Annotated in this window: 20 protein-coding genes and 1 pseudogene; 11 read left to right on the top strand and 10 right to left on the bottom strand. The window is 44.3% G+C overall.

From position 1 onward, the window contains the following. Positions 1-64 precede the first annotated feature (64 nt). Together rpmA and rplU are read right to left on the bottom strand one after the other, a co-directional pair. The gene (gene rpmA, locus NI466_RS00375) at positions 65-319 is read right to left on the bottom strand and encodes a 50S ribosomal protein L27 (protein WP_004280639.1); all 255 of its coding nucleotides are present in this window, start codon (positions 317-319) and stop codon (positions 65-67) included. Between the two features lie 19 nt (positions 320-338). Beyond that, positions 339-650 (bottom strand): 50S ribosomal protein L21, encoded by a 312-nt coding sequence (rplU, locus tag NI466_RS00370; RefSeq protein WP_004280640.1) that lies wholly within the window; start codon positions 648-650, stop codon positions 339-341. A gap of 444 nt (positions 651-1,094) precedes the next feature. Between rplU and sdsA the strand changes: the two genes are divergently transcribed. The 9 genes and pseudogenes from sdsA (at position 1,095) to NI466_RS00325 (ending at position 12,635) form a co-directional block, all read left to right on the top strand. Further along, positions 1,095-2,072 (top strand): All-trans-nonaprenyl-diphosphate synthase, encoded by a 978-nt coding sequence (sdsA, locus tag NI466_RS00365; RefSeq protein ID WP_005247782.1) that lies wholly within the window; start codon positions 1,095-1,097, stop codon positions 2,070-2,072. Between the two features lie 15 nt (positions 2,073-2,087). Next, positions 2,088-4,136, top strand: a complete 2,049-nt coding sequence (locus NI466_RS00360) for a site-specific recombinase (protein WP_005106296.1) — start codon at positions 2,088-2,090, stop codon at positions 4,134-4,136. Between the two features lie 152 nt (positions 4,137-4,288). Next, positions 4,289-4,891: a phosphatase PAP2 family protein gene (locus NI466_RS00355; protein ID WP_253172360.1), complete on the top strand. Its 603-nt coding sequence runs from the start codon at positions 4,289-4,291 to the stop codon at positions 4,889-4,891. 36 nt (positions 4,892-4,927) lie between these two features. Further along, entirely contained in the window at positions 4,928-6,190 is a 1,263-nt protein-coding gene (locus tag NI466_RS00350; RefSeq protein ID WP_253172358.1) for an efflux RND transporter periplasmic adaptor subunit, read from the top strand. A gap of 13 nt (positions 6,191-6,203) precedes the next feature. Further along, positions 6,204-9,380: an efflux RND transporter permease subunit gene (locus NI466_RS00345; RefSeq protein ID WP_253172356.1), complete on the top strand. Its 3,177-nt coding sequence runs from the start codon at positions 6,204-6,206 to the stop codon at positions 9,378-9,380. Beyond that, positions 9,380-10,846, top strand: a complete 1,467-nt coding sequence (gene adeK / locus NI466_RS00340; protein ID WP_253172354.1) for a multidrug efflux RND transporter AdeIJK outer membrane channel subunit AdeK — start codon at positions 9,380-9,382, stop codon at positions 10,844-10,846. Before NI466_RS00345 ends, adeK begins: the two co-directional genes overlap by 1 nt. 107 nt (positions 10,847-10,953) lie before the next feature. After that, entirely contained in the window at positions 10,954-11,310 is a 357-nt protein-coding gene (locus tag NI466_RS00335) for a YbjQ family protein (protein ID WP_005104015.1), read from the top strand. A 3-nt stretch (positions 11,311-11,313) separates the two neighbouring features. Further along, entirely contained in the window at positions 11,314-11,763 is a 450-nt protein-coding gene (locus NI466_RS00330; RefSeq protein ID WP_253172353.1) for a YbjQ family protein, read from the top strand. Positions 11,764-11,961: 198 nt separating this feature from the next. Continuing rightward, positions 11,962-12,635: pseudogene (locus tag NI466_RS00325) on the top strand (DUF1345 domain-containing protein). 122 nt (positions 12,636-12,757) lie between these two features. Here the strand turns inward: NI466_RS00325 and NI466_RS00320 are convergent. The 3 genes from NI466_RS00320 to NI466_RS00310 form a co-directional block, all read right to left on the bottom strand. Further along, the gene (locus NI466_RS00320) at positions 12,758-13,255 is read right to left on the bottom strand and encodes a DUF2505 family protein (RefSeq protein ID WP_004280652.1); all 498 of its coding nucleotides are present in this window, start codon (positions 13,253-13,255) and stop codon (positions 12,758-12,760) included. Positions 13,256-13,404: 149 nt separating this feature from the next. Then, positions 13,405-13,680, bottom strand: a complete 276-nt coding sequence (locus tag NI466_RS00315) for a hypothetical protein (protein WP_129716285.1) — start codon at positions 13,678-13,680, stop codon at positions 13,405-13,407. 259 nt (positions 13,681-13,939) lie between these two features. Next, positions 13,940-14,425, bottom strand: coding sequence for a hypothetical protein (locus NI466_RS00310; protein WP_253172351.1), 486 nt, complete (start codon positions 14,423-14,425; stop codon positions 13,940-13,942). A gap of 371 nt (positions 14,426-14,796) precedes the next feature. Between NI466_RS00310 and NI466_RS00305 the strand changes: the two genes are divergently transcribed. Next, positions 14,797-15,264: a GNAT family N-acetyltransferase gene (locus tag NI466_RS00305; RefSeq protein WP_354268362.1), complete on the top strand. Its 468-nt coding sequence runs from the start codon at positions 14,797-14,799 to the stop codon at positions 15,262-15,264. Here the strand turns inward: NI466_RS00305 and NI466_RS00300 are convergent. The 5 genes from NI466_RS00300 to NI466_RS00280 form a co-directional block, all read right to left on the bottom strand. Continuing rightward, the gene (locus NI466_RS00300; protein ID WP_253172348.1) at positions 15,261-17,072 is read right to left on the bottom strand and encodes a sensor domain-containing diguanylate cyclase; all 1,812 of its coding nucleotides are present in this window, start codon (positions 17,070-17,072) and stop codon (positions 15,261-15,263) included. The genes NI466_RS00305 and NI466_RS00300 overlap by 4 nt on opposite strands. Positions 17,073-17,313: 241 nt before the next feature. Then, on the bottom strand, positions 17,314-17,652 hold the full coding sequence (locus NI466_RS00295) for an FKBP-type peptidyl-prolyl cis-trans isomerase (RefSeq protein WP_138742988.1): 339 nt from the start codon (positions 17,650-17,652) through the stop codon (positions 17,314-17,316). A gap of 85 nt (positions 17,653-17,737) precedes the next feature. Beyond that, positions 17,738-18,361: an MgtC/SapB family protein gene (locus NI466_RS00290; RefSeq protein ID WP_253172346.1), complete on the bottom strand. Its 624-nt coding sequence runs from the start codon at positions 18,359-18,361 to the stop codon at positions 17,738-17,740. Positions 18,362-18,446: 85 nt separating this feature from the next. Next, positions 18,447-18,977, bottom strand: a complete 531-nt coding sequence (locus tag NI466_RS00285; RefSeq protein WP_026055736.1) for a YaeQ family protein — start codon at positions 18,975-18,977, stop codon at positions 18,447-18,449. 101 nt (positions 18,978-19,078) lie between these two features. After that, positions 19,079-20,086 carry a CobW family GTP-binding protein gene (locus tag NI466_RS00280; RefSeq protein WP_253172345.1) on the bottom strand — a complete coding sequence of 336 codons (1,008 nt, stop codon included), beginning with the start codon at positions 20,084-20,086 and terminating at the stop codon, positions 19,079-19,081. Positions 20,087-20,477: 391 nt separating this feature from the next. Here NI466_RS00280 and NI466_RS00275 point away from each other — a divergent pair, with 391 nt between their 5' ends. Beyond that, positions 20,478-20,711 carry a hypothetical protein gene (locus NI466_RS00275; RefSeq protein WP_004645811.1) on the top strand — a complete coding sequence of 78 codons (234 nt, stop codon included), beginning with the start codon at positions 20,478-20,480 and terminating at the stop codon, positions 20,709-20,711. Positions 20,712-21,052: the final 341 nt, after the last annotated feature.

Genomic DNA, 21,052 nt, shown 5'->3' with positions numbered 1-21,052 from the left:
ACATTAATTTTCAGGCATAAAAAAACCCACAAAAATTGTGGGCTTTTTTTTCTATCTCAGCGGATTACGCGTCAACAGATACGTAGCGACGGCCAAATTGACCTTTCACTTCGAATTTTACTACGCCATCAGCAGTAGCAAATAATGTATGGTCACGACCCATACCAACGTTTTGACCAGCGTGGAATTCAGTACCACGTTGACGAACGATGATGTTACCTGCAGTTACAGTTTGACCACCGTAAACTTTAACGCCTAACATCTTAGGATTCGAATCACGACCGTTCTTAGTCGAACCACCGGCTTTTTTAGTTGCCATGTCTATTTACTCCTCGTAATTAGCCTGAAATAGCTGTAATTTTCAACTCAGTGAACCATTGACGGTGACCTTGTTGTTTACGGTAGTGTTTACGACGACGCATTTTGATGATGCGGATTTTGTCGTGACGACCATGGCTAACTACTTCAGCAGTTACAGTAGCACCAGCAACAACTGGAGCACCGATTTGAATGCTTTCACCGTTAACAAGCATCAATACGTCATCAAACGTAATAGTCGCGCCAGTTTCAGCTTTCAATAATTCTACTTTAAGGGTTTCACCCTCAACTACACGGTGCTGTTTACCACCGCTTTGGATTACTGCGTACATAATGTACTCCAAACAAGCCCGTGTCGTCGTGCCGATAAAGGAATATATCGAACTTAAGACGTACGCCACTGGGGGATATCTAAGGGCGAGGATTTTAAGGGATATTCAAAAAAACAACAAGCCATTTTACTGAAATAATAATGAGCAGGATGCGCTAATTATTTAACTATTAAATAATTTCTATCAAATCAAATACTCAAGATATATTCAGCAACAAAATAATACAGCAGAAATCCGGCCGGTTTGATTAATATACTCAGCCTGACGAATAGGGCGATGCCCCTGACCTTTCCTGATTTTTATGGCTCGAAATATGGATCGAATCTACATAAGATCTATAAAAAGCTGATTTTTAGTGGAGTTTATGCATTTCTTAGGTTTCACTCATGTTATAAATTGTTAAACTACGACCTGCGATTTACCAGACTAGAGGTTTTCTTTCACATGACCATCGACTTTAAGCAAGACATTCTCGCGCCTGTTGCTAACGACTTTGCTGCGATGGACACATTCATTAATGAAGGAATTACCTCAAAAGTTGCATTAGTGATGGCCGTCAGCAAACACGTGGTGGAAGCGGGTGGCAAACGTATGCGACCGATTATGTGTCTTTTGGCCGCCAAGGCGTGTGGGGCTGAAAATTTAGAACCACACCGTAAACTGGCTGCAATTATTGAAATGCTACATACCGCAACACTGGTGCATGATGATGTAGTAGATGAATCCGGTCTGCGTCGCGGCCGCCCGACAGCCAATGCCACCTGGAATAACCAGACTGCGGTTTTGGTCGGCGACTTTCTGATTTCACGTGCTTTTGATTTGCTGGTCGATCTGAACAACATGGTATTGCTCAAAGATTTTTCGACCGGCACCTGTGAAATTGCTGAAGGTGAAGTGCTGCAACTGCAATCCCAGCATCAGCCGGAAACCACTGAAGCGACTTATTTGAATATTATTCATGGCAAAACTTCGCGCCTATTTGAACTGGCCACCGAAGGTGCTGCCATTTTGTCGGATAAAGATGAATTCCGTCAGCCTTTAAAAACCTTTGCCGGACATTTCGGCAATGCTTTCCAGATTATTGATGACATTTTAGATTACACCTCCGATGCGGACACGCTCGGCAAAAATATTGGTGATGATCTCATGGAAGGTAAACCGACCCTGCCATTGATTGCGGCACTGAAAAACACCACCGGTGAGCAACATGAAATCATCCGTCGCAGTATTGCGACTGGCGGTACGGAACATCTGGAACAGGTCATTCAAATTGTCAATGAATCTGGTGCGCTGAATTATTGCCGTCAACGTGCTACAGAAGAAACTGAAATTGCAATTGATGCCTTACAGGCATTACCTGACTCCGAATATCGTCAGGCCCTGATTAATCTGGCCAAACTGGCCCTACACCGAATTCAGTAACTTTTAAACTCGCCTATGCATATTAATTTTCTAGATCTTTTTCAAAACATGCAACACCAGCTTGAACAACCTCGGGCGGTGCTGGATGAAAATCTTCTGATTGAACTGGTTGAAAGAATCAGACCTGAAGACAGCAGAAATACCGAAGAGATCGAAGCGAAATTCAATGCATTTATCCGGGCTTTATTACTCACCCCGAATGCGGTTGCCACGCTTCAAACCTTTACCCTGCGGATCATTAACCGCTATAAACAGACCGGTCTGTTTTCCGATACCGGCATTTTGTCTCTAGATGGATTCTGGAACCAGCTAAACCAGCGCCTTGGTGCACATGTCTTGCCGCTGATTCCTGACCATCAACAACTTCAGGAATTATTTCGCAAGGTTTTTTATCAACGTACTGATAAATACTGGCTGGATTATTTTGATGAAGATGACTGGCAACGTTTATTTGCAGTCCTGAATCAGGGACATTCCAATCAACCTGAAAAAACCCGGATTAAAGACCAGCTAATTAAGGCACTGACCATTTTGTCGTACCGGATCAGTGGTATTGGTCTGCACCCTGAATTCATTAATGCCCAGCCTGAACTGATGGAATACGAATCTCCTTTTCTGGTGCAGAATCGTGAGATTAACGAGTTTATTCAGGAATATAAAAAACGTTATAACACAGTCACCCTGGTCGATTCGATTACCCCACCGGATGCCTCACAAGCGCTGGTGATGCTGGAACAATGTCATGATGTCGTGGCCAAGATTCGCCGTTCTACCAAGCGGACTGGCGTCAGTGTCAGCCTGACCTATATGCTGGCACTGCTAGAACAGTGTCTGGAACGGGTTGAGATTCTGCTGAATATGGTTATGGATGACGATGATCTGCGTTATCAATCCATTGGCCTGTTTATGGCGGACATTACTGAAGCAATTTATAGTGAACGCAGTGTGCGGGCCCTGCTGGCTACCAATAGTGAACTTTTAGCTTTACAGGTAACTGAAAATGCCAGCAAGACTGGTGAACATTATGTGAGTACCGACAAGCAAGGCTTTCTGGCCATGTATAAATCGGCTGCAGGGGCTGGTGCCATCATCGCAACGATGGCCACCTTAAAAGTTCTGATGACACGCCTCACCATGGCCCCTTTGATGCAGGCCTTTAGCTATAGCATGAACTATTCACTAGGTTTTATGCTGATTCATGTGCTGCATTTTACCGTGGCAACCAAACAACCGGCGATGACTGCCGCTGCACTGGCTGCTACCGTACAGCAGCGTAAAGGCTCGAAAATGGCTCAAATTGCCGAGCTGGCTGCGCTGATTGTAAATATCATCCGCACCCAGTTTGTCGCCATTTTGGGCAATATTTCTATTGCAATTCCCGTAGCAGCATTGATTACCCTGCTGTGGGATTTTGCGCTGCATGAACCTTTAATGAATCATGCCAAGGCTGCCAAAACCCTGCATGACCTGAATCCGTTTACTTCATTGGCGATTCCACATGCAGCGATTGCCGGAGTATGTTTATTCCTGTCCGGATTATTGGCCGGTTATTTTGACAATATGGCCGTTTATCGCAAAGTCGGCCCGCGACTGAAAGCCCATGTGCGTTTATCGCAGCTGATGGGGCAAGAGCGTCTTTACCGTTTTGCTGACTATATTGAACGTAATCTGGGTGCACTGGCGGGTAATTTTATTTTCGGGATCATGCTCGGCAGTATGGGCACCATTGGTTTTATTCTCGGTCTGCCACTGGATATTCGCCATATCGCCTTTGCCTCTGCCAACTTTATTCAGGGTCTAATTACGATCAATGGTCCCGATATCGGCTTGATCGTAGTGTCTTTTCTGGGTGTGTTACTCATTGGCCTGACCAACTTGTTTGTCAGTTTCACTCTGACGATTATTGTAGCCTTACGCGCACGCCGGGTGCGTTTTGAACAGTGGAAACCTTTGGCAAAACTGGTCATGACGCACTTCCTGACCCGACCTAGTGATTTCTTCTGGCCACCCAAGCAAAGCATTGAAATTGACGAAAATCATACATCGACAAAAACTCAAAACTGAGATAATTACACTATATTTAGCAACAAATTCCTTACGAAAAAAATGGAATTCGCATAAAATACGCACACTTGAAAAAAAGTGTACTGACAAGTACACTTTGGTTCAGACAATTGGCCGATCTGCGAACGGTTAAAAGGACAAGGATTTTTGGCATGCATTACTTGTTACTTTTTGTCGGTATTTTATTTTTAATTTTCAGTGTGTTCATCCTGAATATTCCCGCTTTAAACGAGCTCGACTTGCAAGCTGTGGAATGGATGAGTCTGTATCGCACCGAGTTTTGGAATCAAATTACTCAGTCCTTATCCTTAATAGGTGGCATGCCATTTGTATTATTTTTATCCACGCTATGGTGTATTGCATTGCTGTGGTATAAAAAGTGTACAAACGCAATTTTTATATGTATCGGAATTATCGGAGGAATTCTCCTAGCTTGGCTGTTGAAATTTGCAATTGCCCGACCCCGACCACCAGAATCCTTGCATCTGGTTGAAAGCTTTGGAAGTTCCTTTCCAAGTGCCCATAGTCTATATGCGGCCTGTCTGGCTTGTCTGGCAATTTACATCCATCGGCAACATTCCCGTTATACCCTCATCATGATCGGTGCAGTGGTATGGATGCTGATGATGGGGATCTCAAGAGTTTATCTGGGTGTACATTTTCCTTCAGATGTCATATCCGGCTGGAGTATCAGTTTTATTTGGATTTCGTTGTGGTATATGGTCTGGATCAGATATTGCGCGGCTCACAAATAAGAAAATTTAGATATAAATCTAATTAGAGGTGGAATAATGATGTCTGCAAAGCTTTGGGCACCTGCCCTGACTGCTTGCGCATTGGCAACAAGTCTTGCACTTGTTGGTTGTAGCAAAGATCCTAAAGAGGGCCAGCAAGCTGGTGCTCAACAACAAATGCCACCGACTGAAGTCGGTGTTCTTGTTGCACAACCGCAAAGTGTAGAGCAGTCTGTAGAGCTCTCAGGTCGTACAACAGCATTTGAAATTTCAGACGTACGTCCACAAGCCAGTGGCGTGGTGCTTAAACGCTTGTTCACGGAAGGCAGCTATGTGCGTGAAGGTCAGGCCTTGTATGAAATCGATTCAAGTACCAACCGCACTACAGTAGACAATGCCCGTGCAGCGATTGCCCGTGCTGAAGCCAATCTGGGCGTATTGCGTGTGAAGGAAGGCCGTTACCGTCAACTGGTCGGTACCAATGCCATTTCCAAACAGGAATATGATGACATCGCGGCACAGGTCAAACTGGCTGAAGCTGATTTGAATGCCAATCGCGCAACTTTGCGTAATGCAGAAATCAACCTGGGCTATTCGACTGTACGCGCGCCGATTTCGGGCCAGACCAACCGTTCGTCTGTGACAGCGGGTGCTTTGGTGACAGCAAATCAGCCAGAGCCCTTGGTGACGATTCAGCGTCTAGATCCAATCTATGTAGATATCAACCAGTCAAGTGCCGAGCTTTTACGTTTACGTCAACAGCTTAATCAAGGCAGCTTGAACAGCTCGAACAACACCAAAGTCAAGTTAAAGCTTGAAGATGGCAGTATCTATCCGGTTGAAGGCCGTCTTGCATTCTCTGATGTCAGCGTGAACCCTGAAACAGGTACTGTGACTTTACGTGCGGTATTCCCGAACAAAAATCACCTACTTCTTCCAGGTATGTTTGCCACTGCACAAATCGTACAGGGTGAAGTACCGAATGCTTTCCTGATTCCGCAAGCAGCTTTGACCCGTACCCCAACAGGTCAGGCAATGGCGATGCTGGTCGGTGCTGACAATAAAGTGACGCCACGTCCAGTGACCACCGTTGGTTCTCAAGGCAGCAATTGGATTGTGACCGAAGGTCTGAATCCAGGCGATAAAGTGATTGTAGATGGTATTGCGAAAGTAAAACCTGAACAGCAAGTTGTACCAAAACCTTATCAACCTCAAGCTGCTGCGCCACAAGGTGCTGCACCGCAACAGCCTGCAGCGAGCGAGAAAAAGGCAGATGATGCTAAAGAGAAACCTGAACAAAAACCTGCTGCAAATGCATAAGGAGTAATGGTTCATGGCTCAATTCTTTATTCATCGCCCGATTTTCGCTTGGGTGATTGCATTGGTGATTATGCTGGCGGGTATTTTAACCATCAGCAAAATGCCGATTGCACAATATCCGACCATCGCGCCACCGACCGTGACGATTTCTGCGACTTATCCGGGTGCATCTGCTGAAACTGTTGAAAATACAGTGACCCAGATCATCGAGCAGCAGATGAACGGTATGGATGGCTTGCGCTATATCTCGTCTAACAGTGCGGGTAATGGCTCTTCGTCTATTTCCTTAAACTTTGACCAGGGTGTCGATCCTGATATCGCACAGGTTCAGGTTCAAAACAAATTACAGTCTGCGACTGCCCTGCTGCCTGAAGATGTACAACGTCAGGGTGTGCGGGTGACCAAATCGGGTGCCAGCTTCCTGCAAGTTTTGGCATTCTATTCACCTGATAGCAGCCTGACCGCAGATGACATCAAAGACTATGTGAACTCGAATATTTCTGAACCTTTAAGCCGTGTGGCCGGGGTTGGTGAAGTTCAGGTCTTTGGTGGTTCTTATGCGATGCGTATCTGGCTGGATCCAGCCAAAATGGCCAGCCTGCAAGTAACGCCAAGTGATATTGCTACTGCAATCCGTACCCAGAATGCACAGGTTGCCGTAGGTCAGCTCGGCGGTGCGCCTGCAGTTCAAGGACAAGTTCTGAATGCGACGGTAACAGCGCAAAGCCTGTTACAAACGCCGGAACAGTTCAGTAATATCTTCCTGAAAAATTCCACTTCTGGTGCACAGGTTCGCTTAGGTGATGTTGCACGAGTTGAACTCGGTGCAGATAACTATCAGTTCGATTCTAAATTTAATGGCAAACCGGCTGGTGGTGTAGCAATTAAACTTGCAACTGGCGCCAATGCCCTAGATACCGCACAAGCGGTTGAAGAGCGTTTAAAACAGTTACGTCCGAACTATCCGCAAGGCATGGTCGACCAACTGGCGTTTGATACAACACCATTTATTGAACTGTCGATTAAGAGTGTAGTTAAAACCTTAATCGAAGCGATTATTCTGGTGTTCCTGGTCATGTTCCTGTTCTTGCAGAACTGGCGTGCCACAATCATTCCAACCATGGCGGTTCCAGTCGTTGTATTAGGTACATTTGCCGTCATTAACATCTTTGGCTTCTCGATTAATACCCTGACCATGTTTGCCATGGTGTTGGCGATTGGTCTTCTGGTCGATGACGCGATTGTTGTGGTCGAGAACGTCGAACGGGTCATGGTGGAAGAACATCTGGATCCGGTGGCTGCAACTGAAAAATCGATGAAACAGATTTCTGGCGCACTGATTGGTATTACCTCGGTGTTGTCGGCAGTATTCGTTCCAATGGCATTCTTCGGTGGAACCACCGGGGTCATTTATCGCCAGTTCTCGATTACGCTGGTAACAGCGATGGTCTTGTCACTGGTGGTTGCCTTAACATTCACCCCTGCCCTGTGTGCGACCCTGCTGAAACAGCATGATCCGAACAAGCCGGAAAGTAATGGTATTTTTGCACGTTTCTTCCGCTGGTTTAATAGCAGTTTTGACAAGGTTTCTGTGAAATATCAGGGCGGCGTCAACCGCATGACTCACAGCAAGATTTTCTCAGGCGTGGTGTATGCCGTGGTACTGGGTATTATTGTGCTGTTGTTCCAGAAACTGCCTTCTTCGTTCCTACCGGATGAAGACCAGGGCGTGGTCATGACGCTGGTTCAGTTACCGCCAAATGCAACTTTGGAACGTACCGACAAAGTGGTCAGCACTATGACCAACTATTTCTTAGAAAATGAGAAAGAGCATGTCGAGTCTGTCTTTAGTGTGGCAGGTTTCTCCTTCACGGGTGTTGGACAAAACGCAGGTCTGGCATTTATTAAACTGAAAGACTGGTCAGAGCGTCACAGTCCGGAATCTCAAGTCGGTGCCATTATTCAACGTGGTATGGCGCTAAACATGATTGTCAAAGATGCGTCTTACATTATGCCACTGCAATTACCTGCAATGCCTGAACTGGGTGTGTCGGCTGGCTTTAACTTACAGCTCAAAGCTGCAAGTGGTCAAAGTCATGACCAGCTCCTGGCAGCACGTAATACGATTCTCGGTCTAGCAGCACAAGACTCGCGTCTGGCAGGCGTACGTCCAAACGGTCAGGAAGATACTCCTCAGTACCGTGTCATTGTGGATCATGCGCAAGCAGGTGCACTGGGTGTCAGCGTTGCCGAAATTAACAGCACCATGGGTATTGCTTGGGGCGGTTCATATATCAATGATTTCATTGATCGTGGTCGTGTCAAGAAAGTCTATGTTCAGGGTGAAGCTGGCTCGCGGATGATGCCGGAAGATCTGGATCAATGGTATGTGCGTAATAATCGCGGTGAAATGGTGCCATTCTCGGCATTTGCCACAGGCGAATGGACCTACGGTTCTCCACGTCTTGAGCGTTATAACGGCGTATCGTCCATGAACATTCAGGGTACACCTGCTCCGGGTATCAGCTCGGGCGATGCGATGGTGGCCATGGAAGAAATTGTAGCGAAGTTACCAGAAATGGGCTTGCAAGGTTTCGATTTCGAATGGACAGGTCTATCTTTGGAAGAGCGTGAATCTGGTGCGCAAGCTCCGTTCCTGTATGCCTTGTCACTGCTGATTGTCTTCCTGTGTCTGGCAGCCCTGTATGAAAGCTGGTCGATTCCGTTCTCGGTTCTACTGGTGGTGCCATTGGGTATTTTCGGTGCATTATTACTCACCTTTGGTGGAATGGTGCTGCTGCAAAATCCAAACCTGTCGAATAACATTTACTTCCAGGTAGCGATTATTGCCGTGATTGGTCTTTCTGCGAAAAACGCGATCTTGATTGTCGAGTTTGCGAAAGAATTGCAGGAACAAGGTGAAGAGTTATTTGAAGCGACCTTGCATGCGGCAAAAATGCGTTTACGTCCAATTATCATGACCACATTGGCCTTTGGTTTTGGTGTATTACCTCTTGCTCTGGCTTCAGGTGCGGGTGCAGGTAGCCAGCACTCAGTCGGTTATGGTGTACTCGGCGGCGTGATCAGCTCGACCTTGTTAGGTATCTTCTTTATCCCGGTATTCTACGTGTGGATTCGAAGTGTCTTTAAATACAAACCAAAACAACAAAATCAGGAGTATAAGTCGTAATGCAAAATGTATGGTCTATTACAGGTCGTAGCATTGCGGTATCTGCCCTTGCGCTTGCTTTGACAGCCTGTCAAAGTATGCGCAGTCCAGAGCCGGTTGCGCAGGCAGATATCCCGAGCAGCTATACCAATGCGTCTGGTACTTCTGTAGCAGAACAAGGTTATAAAAACTTTTTTGCCGATCAGCGCCTGTTACAGGTGCTGGATCTGGCATTAAACAATAACCGTGATTTGCGTATTGCTGCCCTCAATATTCAACGAGCTCAGCAACAGTATCAGATTACTGAAAACAACCAGTTACCGACGATTGGTGCCAGTGGTAGCGTATTGCGCCAGGACACCATGAATTCGCAGAATCGCGGTGCAGTGACGACTTATAATGTCGGACTGGGTGTAACTGCGTATGAACTGGATTTTTGGGGACGTGTCCGCAGCTTGCGTGACAATGCGCTGGATAGTTTCCTGGCGACCCAAAGTGCTCGAGATGCGACGCAAATTGCCTTAATTGGTCAGGTGTCTCAGGCTTGGCTCAGCTACTCGTTTGCCAATGCCAATCTGGCTTTGGCTGAGCAAACGCTGAAAGCTCAGCTTGAATCTTTTAATCTGAACAAAAAACGTTTTGATGTCGGGATCGACAGCGAGCTTCCAGTGCGTCAGGCGCAAATTTCGGTTGAAACAGCACGTAATGATGTTGCGAATTACCGCACTCAGGTGGCACAGGCACAAAACCTGTTAAACCTGCTGGTCGGTCAGCAAGTGCCTGCGAATTTATTACCAGCACAACGCGTGACCCGCATCACTTCCAATACTGCATTGGGTTCAGGCTTGCCAAGTGATCTATTGATCAACCGTCCAGATGTTCGTGCAGCAGAATACCGCCTGTCTGCGGCAGGTGCCAATATTGCGGCAGCACGTGCACGTCTGTTCCCGACAATTAGTTTGACCGGTTCAGCAGGTTATGCCTCTACTGATTTAGGCGACCTGTTTAAATCAGGTAGTTTTGCCTGGTCATTTGGTCCGAGTCTGGATATTCCAATTTTTGATTGGGGTACCCGTCAGGCCAATATCCGTATTTCTGAAACCGATCAGCAAATTGCCTTGTCAGATTACGAAAAGTCGATTCAGACTGCTTTCCGTGAAGTGAATGATGCCTTGGCAGTACGTCAGAATATTGGTGACCGTCTTGCAGCTCAGCGCCGTCTGGTCGAAGCAACCAACACCACCTATCGCTTGTCACAGGCACGTTTCCGCGCCGGAATTGACAGCTATCTGACTGTACTGGATGCACAGCGTGCGTCTTATGCAGCAGAACAAGGTTTGTTATTGCTTGAACAGGCCAATCTGAACAATCAGGTTGAAGTCTACAAAACCCTGGGGGGCGGCTTGAAAGTCAATACGACGGATACCTTGCTGAACACACCGTCTGTGTCTGAACAGCGCCGTGCGGCAGAACAACCAGCGCAATAAATTCCAGATAGATCAAGAAAAGCTCACTTCAGTGGGCTTTTTTTATTGCATTTTCAAGGCAGTTTTCCTATTGTCATAGACTAGCGATTTATTTAGAAAACATGCACATGTTACTTAGCAATCTGGAATCTGTACCGGGACATACCATTCGCCAGCAAATTGATGTGGTGTATGGCAGTACCGTACGCAGCAAACATGTCGGACGTGACTTACTGGCCGGCCTGAAAAATATTGTCGGTGGTGAGCTTACCGCCTATACTGAACTGCTGGAAGAATCCCGTCAGGAAGCCATGAACCGCATGATTGAAAAAGCCCGCAGCATGGGTGCCAATGCAATTGTCGGCATACGTTTCTCGACCTCTAATATTGCCCAAGGTGCTTCTGAACTCTTTGTTTATGGGACAGCCGTAGTGGTTGATCCGATCATGCCAAAATTGCCCGACCCTTTTCCGCAGGCAGATTAAAACATGGATGGTTTAATTCTCCAGATCATCATTTTTGCCATTCTGTTTAGTGTCGGTTTCGGCTTTGGTCGTTATAACGAACGTAAACATTTTCGTTATCTGGATGAACAGGAACAACGTCTGGCCTATATCCGGGTGAACAATAGCCGCTTCGTTGTGTCTGAATATTCCGGACAGATGATCAGCAGCAATGTGGTCATTTCCCATGATTATTTTAAATATGCGATTGCCAATGTGCAGAATATGCTGGGTGGCCGTCTGACCAGCTATGAAAGTGTAGTAGAACGCGCACGACGTGAAGCGATTGTACGTTTAAAACTGGAAGCCGAAAAAATTGGTGCGACTCAGATTATGGGCATTCGGCTCAGCACGACTGAACTCGGTATGCAAGGTGGCATGGTGGAAGTCTTTGCTTATGGCACTGCAATCCAACAACCCGCTCAATCCGTTTAAACATCAGTTCAGAAAAAATCTATTGAGATAATGACGCCTGCTACGCGATCCGCGCAGTCAAATGACTCAACTCGAATCAGTTCGACACCTTTAGGATGAAATGTCGTAGAGGAAATAACTCAGACCGTTGCAATCTTCTTTATTGCAAACGGTTCTGTGCTAGGATCTTGAGAAATCAGCAAAATAAATATAAATGACATGATGCAGTTTCTTCAATCTATAAAAACGGCACTTCAATCCCGTCTGTATTTCTTTATTATTTTCCCAGCAATCGTTGGATTTTATCTGGTTTTACAAGCCCTCACCCCTTTGAGCTGGTCAAGCTGCCTGTTGATCAGCTGGAATATCGCAATTTACGTTTATTTATTATTGACCATAAAAAACTCTGGCGTATTGATCATGCTCATATCCTGCAACGCGCCATGCAACAGGATGCCAGCAAATGGATCATTCTGTTTCTGGTGATCACCACCCTCATCATGTGTTTTATAGCGATTATTATTGAAATTAATCACTTACCTAAAGATACTACCATCCGAACCGGTCATTTAATCTTGTCAGTTCTGACCATTATTTCAGCCTGGTTCTTGATGCATACGATTTTTGCAATTCATTATGCACATGACTTTTATTTGGCGCTCGACAAACAGCAACAAGGTGGACTGGATTTCCCCAATACCACCAGACCGACTTATCCAGACTTTCTATATTTTAGTTATATTATCGGGACTTCTGCGCAAACTGCAGATGTATCCATTACTTGCCAATCCATGCGGGTTCTCAATACCCTACATTTGCTTTTGGCCTACGGATTCAATACCACCATTCTGGCCATCAGCATTAATGTGACGGCAAACTTTATCAGTAATTAAGCTGGGTTTCTTAGATAGTGGCAGTACACTGAAAATGGCGATCTACCGCCCAAATGACTACCACCACCCAGGTGTATACATGACCAGCTTTTAAATTAGGTCAATCACACTTTTTGATTGCTTCAAGCGGTGAGACCCTTACGCAATTCATCTTCGACAATGCTGAGTTCAATTTCACTAAATTTACGAATCTCACCTTCAGCATGCTTTTCTAGCATGCCACCTAGCAAAGGTACTTTGACTTTGACTGTCCAGTTTAATTGAAACTGGATCTGGTCTTCATCTCCGGTAACTGCACGCTGACAGATGGCTTCGATCGGCAAGTTCGCACCGAGTTGTACCGTCGAAGTCATTTCATTCAGATCGCTGACATCGGTACGCTGCAAACGGAAGGCATCTTTGAGTAATTTTTTTGCGATATCCGGAATATTAACATCCAGATTATAAGCGCGTTTCAGGGTATACATATGCCCCTGCTTTTCCGAAACAAGGATTTCCAAGTTTTGCGCAGGAATTCGATGGCAAACTGCCTCATGCAAACGAATATCATTGGCCAAACGCTTAAATTCATCAATAGACACGCCATTGATAATTGCTTTCACGGTGAACTGATGTGCCATGCTATTTTTTCCTTATTTTTATTACGATATTCGCCTATGCCACTCTCGGCTGATGCGAATAAAAATCAGATACAGAGATGACTCTGCAATTTATATCAACTTTATAGCGGATGTCATTATTCTTTTATCGGGAAATTCCGACAGCCCGGTCAATGTTTGCAACATAGTTTTACTGAAAGCTGTGCCTGTCCACAGCTGATCTGTAGCTGCGCTTCGCCATAATAAATCACGGCATGAAACTCATCGGCACCATCATCTAGACCGGAAATATAGTATTCTGTACCAACCGGAAAATCCTGCAACCAGTCAACCTTATAAAAATCCGAGACCGAATCAAACTGCAAATACTGTTCAGGCTCAGCTTGGATCTTCATCGCCAGAGCAATAAACTTCTGTAATTGTGCTTGATGAAAATCAATGATCATAGTATTTCTGCCTTTTTAGTCCGGATCATTGCTCGCCAGACTTCGTACATTTTAAATGACTATTTCGAGGATACGACTCGCGAGTCTTGAGGTTTTTCTAGCGCAAGATTATGGCTTAAAGGAGATAAATTATATGGGCTATTTCCGCCAAGCGGCAGAAAAAATCTGAGCTAAGGCATGAGATACCTTTTCTGAATTGCAATGGCTTAAGTACGTAGTCTGAGATCTTCAATCGTACAGAATGACTGAAAGTGGTGTTCTAAGCACAGTCAGAATGCAAAAGTTCCCTGCGAATTTCATGCCGGTGCTCTTCTCCAAAACGGTCGACATGTGCATAGAATACGCCATAGCGACCGACATAATATTCCAGTGACTGATCATAAAAATTCCAGAAAATAGACCATTCCCCTAAATCCATCTGACGAATCTGGGTGCCACTGTGCATCGGCATTTTTTGTAATAGTTCTTGCTGTAATTGTTCGGCCTGTGCCCGATTCTCAATATGCACTTGCCGTTGAAAGAATAGCTGTGCCACATCGTCAAACAGTTCCAGTTCATAAGCATCCACCAGATGTACTTGCTGCTCTTGTTCGATGATCTCTTGCTCTGTCATGCTGGAAATCTGTGCCGGTTTTTCTGGTCGCTGACGCGCCAGATGGCGCTGAGCTTTATAGATCTTTATGCCTACGATCCAGGCAGCATTCAACATGAATAAAACACATAACAACAGCAGTAATTTCAGCATGGTTGATGATCTCATGTGACTAATTTTATTTTTATGGTTATAGGATCAAGATTCATTTGAATAGTCCCTTTTGACTCAGCATACGTCTACTTTTTATACAGTGCAAACTTGAGGCTTATTTTTACTCTTTATCTTCTCTGCTTGCTCATTTGTGCCCAGATTCAAACTTCAATTTATTTAAAAATTGATTTACTTTGATTTTTTATTTTTAACTCTGTAATGAGATTCAAGAACTTGAGATAAACAAACAGGACAAATCAGTAACAGAACCGATCTTCACCTGGAAAAATCACAGCAAACATTCTCAAAAAACTACAATATTGTTCTGTTTTTTACCCTCTTCTTTTTTATCCAATAAACCTTCCCTGTAAATGTTCGAGAAAATGAATAAGAGTATGATTCGTGAAGGGAGGGTGGAAGATATACCTCAAATTATTCAGGTCATTCATGACAGCATTCAGTCTTGTGTACTAGATCATCAGCGTGAAGAAAGCAAAATTCAGACCTGGCTCGAAAAATTTGATCATGCCAGCCTGATTGTCGATATGCTGTATAACGATTGCTGGGTTTATCTCGTGTATGACAAGGTCGCCGGCTTCTTATTGGTCAGTGATGCTGGAGAAATCCGGATGCATTATGTGGCCCAACACTGCCAAAGACTGGGATTTGGCACCCAGTTATTTCATCAAATGCATCACGCTTTATTAAAGAAAAAAATTCATCAGATTGAAATACAGTCTACCCAAACTGCTTTAAGTTATTATCAGCACTGCGGCTTTCATCCACATTCTGCCGAGTCAGAAGATGAATCGCGTTATCTGTATAAATATGTTTTTTAATCGGCCTCTTTTTCAATTTTTAACTGATCACGCCCTGCCTGTTTGGCGGCATAAAGCTGCACATCTGCCGCTTTCATCAATTCATGAATATCTGCATAGCCATGTTTTTGTTCAACCCAGGCCGCGCCCATACTGACCGTAACATAATCTTTCCCATCTGGCCGATTCAGATGTTCCATACGCTGTTCCCGAATCTGGTTTAATACATTTTCCAGATTTTGCAGGGCAGTTTGAACCGGCATTCCAGTGAGCAGAATCGCAAACTCTTCACCACCATAACGTGCCAAATAGCCAGACGGTGGCAAAGCAGCTTGAATAATCCTGACCAGATTTTTCAGGATTTCATCGCCTTTTAAGTGGCCATAATAGTCATTATAGTTTTTAAAAAAATCGACATCGAGCATGGCAAAAATCAAGGTATGTTGCGGCTGCTGTTGGGTCTGCAAAAACTGCTGCTGGATTTCATGATTTAAGGCACGCCGGTTAAAAGCTCCGGTCAGTGCATCAATATTCATCTGCTGTTCCAGTTTGACATTCACTTCATGCAGTTGCTGAGTACGTTCTTTGACTTTTTGATCGAGCGAATTATTGAGGGCGATCAGGTTTAGGTTCAGCTGTTCAGTCTCATAAGTTTGATGTGCATAATGTCGGGACTGCTGAAACATGATTAATAAGGCATAGATACTGGTGGAGATAAAGAACAGATGCGTGGTTTTAATTACATTGATCAGCAACAGATAATCATTCAAAAAGGTGACACAAAGGAAAATAATCGCAATCAGATTTAAACGCGAATAATGCTCTTTATAACGTAAGGTCTGATAAAAGCCGTAAATAAAATTACCGATGATGACCAAGGCAAAAATTGCACTAAATAGGGCCAGACGTTCGAATATCTCAGGAGGTGAAAATAGGGTAAAAATAATGTTAAAGACAAGTAATGCCACCGCGATATAATAAATCACCGGATTTAAATAGCGCCGGTTAAACAGATGCATATAACTGAGAAAAAAGAAGGCAGCAATAAAAGTAAACAGATACTCTAAGCGGGTTCCCCACAGCCAGTTGATATTGGTAAATACCGAATAGGCATAAGGTGCAGAAAACAGGTTATGCAGGGCCAAAAAGACAATAAACCAGCCAAAAACAAAGATACTTTTACTGTTACGTTCTCGTGATCCCCGGAATACCGAAAATAGAATGGTAAACACTCCCACCCCAAGTACCGCGCCGCAAACCATGGCAATAGTCATCATGAGCTGCTGGAATTGGCGATTGATGGTACCTGCAACGCCGATCTGCATCGGTCGCTCGAGACCGCCATGCAAGTGGGTATAATTTGAGGCCTGAATGCTTAAAGTAATATATTCAGTGTCTGGAACAAAATAGCCAATACGCGGTGCTTTTTCAGTCACTTGTTTTTCAGGTGTGGTACTGATTTCTCCGAGCCGGACAATAAACTGTCCATTGACATATACCCGATAGGCACCGTATTGGGTCGGAATCCGAATCGCGATGCGTCGCCCGAGAAATTCTTTCGGAATTTTAAAATAGCCAATAAAGGTACCATAGCCAGAATTTGAACCCGCCAGAGTTTTAAAAGAGGCTGGTAATTCAACTGTTTTTGACTGCAGTACAGGACTGGGCTGAATAATAAACTGGCTCGGATAAAACAGCCATTTTCCCTGCAAAGAACTAGAGCTATGTTCGGTAAAATGGACTTCAGTAATATGGTCGTGAGATTGCTGCTGAAATGACGGCGACGGGAGTTCATCATGGGCGATTGCTGAACTTGTGATCCAAGTCATGCAGCTAAAGGCCCAGACAAATACAAAAAAACAGACATTCCTTATCAAGTTATGCAAATACGTTCTATCTCAAGATAATTCTTTATTATTCTTATAATTTACAAGGAATATTTTTGATTTCAAATCTTTTTAGATGTTTTTTGTAGCTTCTCCGGCACAGCTTATTTTGAAGCGGCTGCACCGGAACCAGCGTATATCTTTAAATAAAAAATATCACTTATATTCAGCAAGTTAAATCATTTTAATCACGTGTTTTTACGTCAAACAGTTCAATTTCAAAAATCAGGTTGGAATTGGCTGGAATGACTTTACCCATTTTACGTTCGCCATAGGCCAAATGTGCAGGCACCATCAGTTTACGCTTACCGCCAACTTTCATTCCCAGAATCCCCTGATCCCAGCCTTTGATCACACGACCTGTGCCAATGACAGTTTCAAAATAATTACCACGGTCAAGAGAAGAATCAAACTTGGTTCCATCTTCCAGCCAGCCGGTATAGTGCGTGGTAATTAGGGCACCTTTCACCGCTTCTTTACCTTCGCCTACTTTTAAATCAATAATTTCAAGTTCGTTGATCATGGTTATTTACCTGAGAGGGGCATAAAATTCAAAGCTCAGTATAAACCGGAATGCTCTATATTTTTAAGTCTGGGCTATTGATGGGTTAAAAGCTGAGTTCCTGAATATTCTTGTCATTGAGTAAATACTGGGTTAATTCTTGATGATTCTTGGCTGAACCCATCAGAATCCAGCGTCCGACAATCTGTTGCTCAATTTTTTTTTGTGAGGAATGCACTACTTTTAACTGATAACGTTTAAATAGCATTTCGTAGTGATTGGAATCATTTTGATCAAATGGGCAGACGATTTCATAGCTGCGTTCCTGATTCAGAGATTCGATACCGCGCTGGACATACATCAATAAAACCAGCACCGCCATGACAATAAAAGTGGCCCAAATACTTAAGAGTTCATAGCCTGCACCGACCGCCATGCCAAGTGCAGCTGTCATCCAGATGGTGGTTGCGGTGGTAATTCCAGAAATACGGTTATCATCTTTCAGAATAACACCAGCGCCCAGAAAACCCAGCCCAGTCAAGACATTGGCGGCCAGCCGGTCAGGATTGGCCACGCCTATTTTCAGGGAGATAATGGTAAATAAACAGGAACTCAGACTGACCATAATCATGGTACGCAATCCAGCAGATTTACTGTGATACTCACGCTCTGCACCAATAATTGCGCCAATCGCGACAGCTAGCAGTAAATCATAAAGTTCATGGTACATGGTGCAACCCTGCGTATTCTTATTCCTCAGATATACGCAATTTGAGCTACAGGATACAAGTCCAGACTTGCATCCTTATTTGGCCTTATTGTAACTGTTCCCACTCCACCAGCACCTGGCCCTGATCGCCAATCAAGGTCCATTCACCATCCATCACATTGAGCTGTAACTGCATGGTGCGTTCGCATAACTGTGGCAATGCGTCGGTGGTTGCGGTAGATAACTTCCACACTTCCACATTTTTTAAGATTTTTAATTTGCTGCTGCGCTTATACCATTCATCCACCGCAGAACCATAGGTGACGACTGCGACCTGCTTGCAACGCGCACTGGCCTTTTTGACTTTATCTTCGTCCGGGCTACCGACTTCAATCCATTTGACCAGTTGCCCGGTCAGATCCTTTTCCCAGAGTGCCGGTTCATCGGTTTCAAACAGATCCTTGGTAAATTCCAGCGCTTCATCGGCATAGCGTGCATAGGCCAGAATACGCACCATCAAGCGTTCAATGGTTTCTGATGGATGCAGCGCCATCGTCAACTGATAATCCTCATAACGATGCGTATCCATATCCGCAATATTCAAATCAACCTTATAAATCGTCGCTTTTAACGCCATCACATAATCCTCAAATTTGGCGCCTAGCATATAAGATTTAGCGCTATTTTGCTGAACAGATTTAGGCCAATAATTCATTCAGCGCACTAGAAACAGTACCATTATTTCTCTGGATCCATACGACATTGCATCAGGGCAGTTTCAAAGGCCAGCCAATCCCGTGACTGTTGATAAATCACTTCTACCCGGTTATCAATGCCTTCATCTGCCGACTGATAATTAAACTGCTCAGGATTAAAATTAAAGCTTTTCCAGCCTTGATCCGTATTAAAAATTCCCTTGATTCTGAGCCAGTCTTTTTGTTCACAGAGCAGATCCAGCAGATCATAAAAATTGAATTGCCAGCGTTTTGGCAATTTCCAGCCCGCAACCTGATAACCCGGCGCGCTTTCTACATAATGATAAGGCATTTGCTGAATCACTAAGGGCGTATCTGCTGAACGGGTGATCTGTTGCTGTTTTAACAAAGGCTGAATCTGACGGGCGGAACCCCGATAGTCCTGCTTGATCAGTTCGATATCGAGTTGTCCATGCTCGGTGAACAACCACTGTTGGGCATAAGGTTGATATTCTGTCTGAAGTTGCGTGAGTGCTGCGTGGTCTGCGGTTGTCATCAAGTCAGTATGTGAAATCACCACAATATGCGCTGCCTTGAGTTGGTCTGCGTACAGGTTTTGCTGAGTCCAGTCTCGATCATGCAAACGTGAACCATCTACCACTGTGACCAATGCCTGCATGTTTAAATGACTCTGCCAGTGCGGTTCGGTCAGCTGTTCCAGTAATTGGCCAGGATGCCCCAGTCCGGTAGGTTCGATAAACAGACGATCCGGTTTCACTTCTGACAGCAGGCGTGACAAGGCAATCTGCATCGGCAATTGGCTACTGCAACATAGACAACCACCCAACAGCTCTTTGACCGCATAACCCTGATCTTGCGGCAATAACTGCTGGTCTACCCCAATCTGGCCGAATTCATTCATTAGCACAGCCCAGATTTCCTGTTCCGGTTTTTGCTGTAATAAATGTTTGAGTAGTGTGGTTTTACCTGCACCCAAAAATCCGGAAATGATATGGACAGGAATAGCCTGCGACGCTGACAGAATTTTCAAAATCGACTCTCAAGAGATTGAATAGAAATAGCAATACTCTGCATTATAAAGCACAGTGTGACTTTAAAATGCGTGTTCTTCGCAAACACGGCGTGAAAATCACAGAGATAAAAATTAATGGAATGATCCCAAATTACCAATTTTCTATGTTAACTTTTATTTCAAATTGGATTCTTGAAATATTCACACACACTTTCATTAAATAAAACTCCGCATAATTAACAGAAATAAAACAACTTTCTCAGTTTTGTATCTGCTGGGTTATTCCCTGCGTGTCGCTTTTGTTAATTGATTTGCTCAGTAAAATTTCAGTGCTTAGGATGGGCATCTGTCGAATTGATGTGATGGTCAGCTCGGCAGATTACATGACATGAATAAAAGGATGCCAAAAATGAAATATGCACAAATCTTACTTGCCACTACGCTTACTGCTGCTGCAGCCACCAGTTTTGCTGATAGTAAAACTACAGATGCGAAAACCACCACTGCAGAAGAAAAAGTGATTGTGACTACCCAGGAATTACCTGAATCGAATGCTCCTGTTGCAGGCGCATCTGCAGAGCAGCCTGCTGCCTCTGAAGCTGCTGCGGAAACTACGACACCTGCAAAACCTGCTGCACGTTAAGTGATTGAACAACTCGTTTAATCCTTCAATGAAGATATCAGGGACAGTAATTCTCCAGTAGGCTTTGTCCTATACTGCCCCCGATATTATTCTATGCTGAATCATGCTTGATGCTGGTTCAGCATTTTTATTGCATAAAATCTATTTATCACCATAGTCAAAACTGATCATAGAATTAATACAGGCTATCAAATTTTTATTATTTTTATAATTAAAATCAATTATTTATTTAGAAACCACCTATTTCAATCCAATATTATCCATATACTTAAGCTACTATCGCCTAACTTGTTTCTGGCTTCTAACTGTCCCTTAATAGCATCAAATGCAAGTCGATTGAG

The organism is Acinetobacter lwoffii (assembly GCF_024129595.1).
In the GTDB taxonomy this organism is placed as follows: Bacteria; Pseudomonadota; Gammaproteobacteria; order Pseudomonadales; family Moraxellaceae; genus Acinetobacter; species Acinetobacter lwoffii_O.
This window is presented reverse-complemented; position numbering and strand designations above follow the sequence as displayed.

Coding starts and splice junctions, on each gene's coding strand:
- rplU (WP_004280640.1), bottom strand. CDS start 650: ATGTACGCAGTAATCCAAAGCGGTGGTAAACAGCACCGTGTAGTTGAG.
- NI466_RS00275 (WP_004645811.1), top strand. CDS start 20,478: ATGAAATATGCACAAATCTTACTTGCCACTACGCTTACTGCTGCTGCA.
- NI466_RS00330 (WP_253172353.1), top strand. CDS start 11,314: ATGGATGGTTTAATTCTCCAGATCATCATTTTTGCCATTCTGTTTAGT.
- NI466_RS00355 (WP_253172360.1), top strand. CDS start 4,289: ATGCATTACTTGTTACTTTTTGTCGGTATTTTATTTTTAATTTTCAGT.
- NI466_RS00315 (WP_129716285.1), bottom strand. CDS start 13,680: ATGATCATTGATTTTCATCAAGCACAATTACAGAAGTTTATTGCTCTG.
- NI466_RS00290 (WP_253172346.1), bottom strand. CDS start 18,361: ATGTACCATGAACTTTATGATTTACTGCTAGCTGTCGCGATTGGCGCA.
- sdsA (WP_005247782.1), top strand. CDS start 1,095: ATGACCATCGACTTTAAGCAAGACATTCTCGCGCCTGTTGCTAACGAC.
- NI466_RS00310 (WP_253172351.1), bottom strand. CDS start 14,425: ATGCTGAAATTACTGCTGTTGTTATGTGTTTTATTCATGTTGAATGCT.
- NI466_RS00295 (WP_138742988.1), bottom strand. CDS start 17,652: ATGATCAACGAACTTGAAATTATTGATTTAAAAGTAGGCGAAGGTAAA.
- NI466_RS00335 (WP_005104015.1), top strand. CDS start 10,954: ATGTTACTTAGCAATCTGGAATCTGTACCGGGACATACCATTCGCCAG.
- adeK (WP_253172354.1), top strand. CDS start 9,380: ATGCAAAATGTATGGTCTATTACAGGTCGTAGCATTGCGGTATCTGCC.
- NI466_RS00320 (WP_004280652.1), bottom strand. CDS start 13,255: ATGGCACATCAGTTCACCGTGAAAGCAATTATCAATGGCGTGTCTATT.
- NI466_RS00300 (WP_253172348.1), bottom strand. CDS start 17,072: ATGACTTGGATCACAAGTTCAGCAATCGCCCATGATGAACTCCCGTCG.
- NI466_RS00360 (WP_005106296.1), top strand. CDS start 2,088: ATGCATATTAATTTTCTAGATCTTTTTCAAAACATGCAACACCAGCTT.
- rpmA (WP_004280639.1), bottom strand. CDS start 319: ATGGCAACTAAAAAAGCCGGTGGTTCGACTAAGAACGGTCGTGATTCG.
- NI466_RS00305 (WP_354268362.1), top strand. CDS start 14,797: ATGTTCGAGAAAATGAATAAGAGTATGATTCGTGAAGGGAGGGTGGAA.
- NI466_RS00285 (WP_026055736.1), bottom strand. CDS start 18,977: ATGGCGTTAAAAGCGACGATTTATAAGGTTGATTTGAATATTGCGGAT.
- NI466_RS00345 (WP_253172356.1), top strand. CDS start 6,204: ATGGCTCAATTCTTTATTCATCGCCCGATTTTCGCTTGGGTGATTGCA.
- NI466_RS00350 (WP_253172358.1), top strand. CDS start 4,928: ATGATGTCTGCAAAGCTTTGGGCACCTGCCCTGACTGCTTGCGCATTG.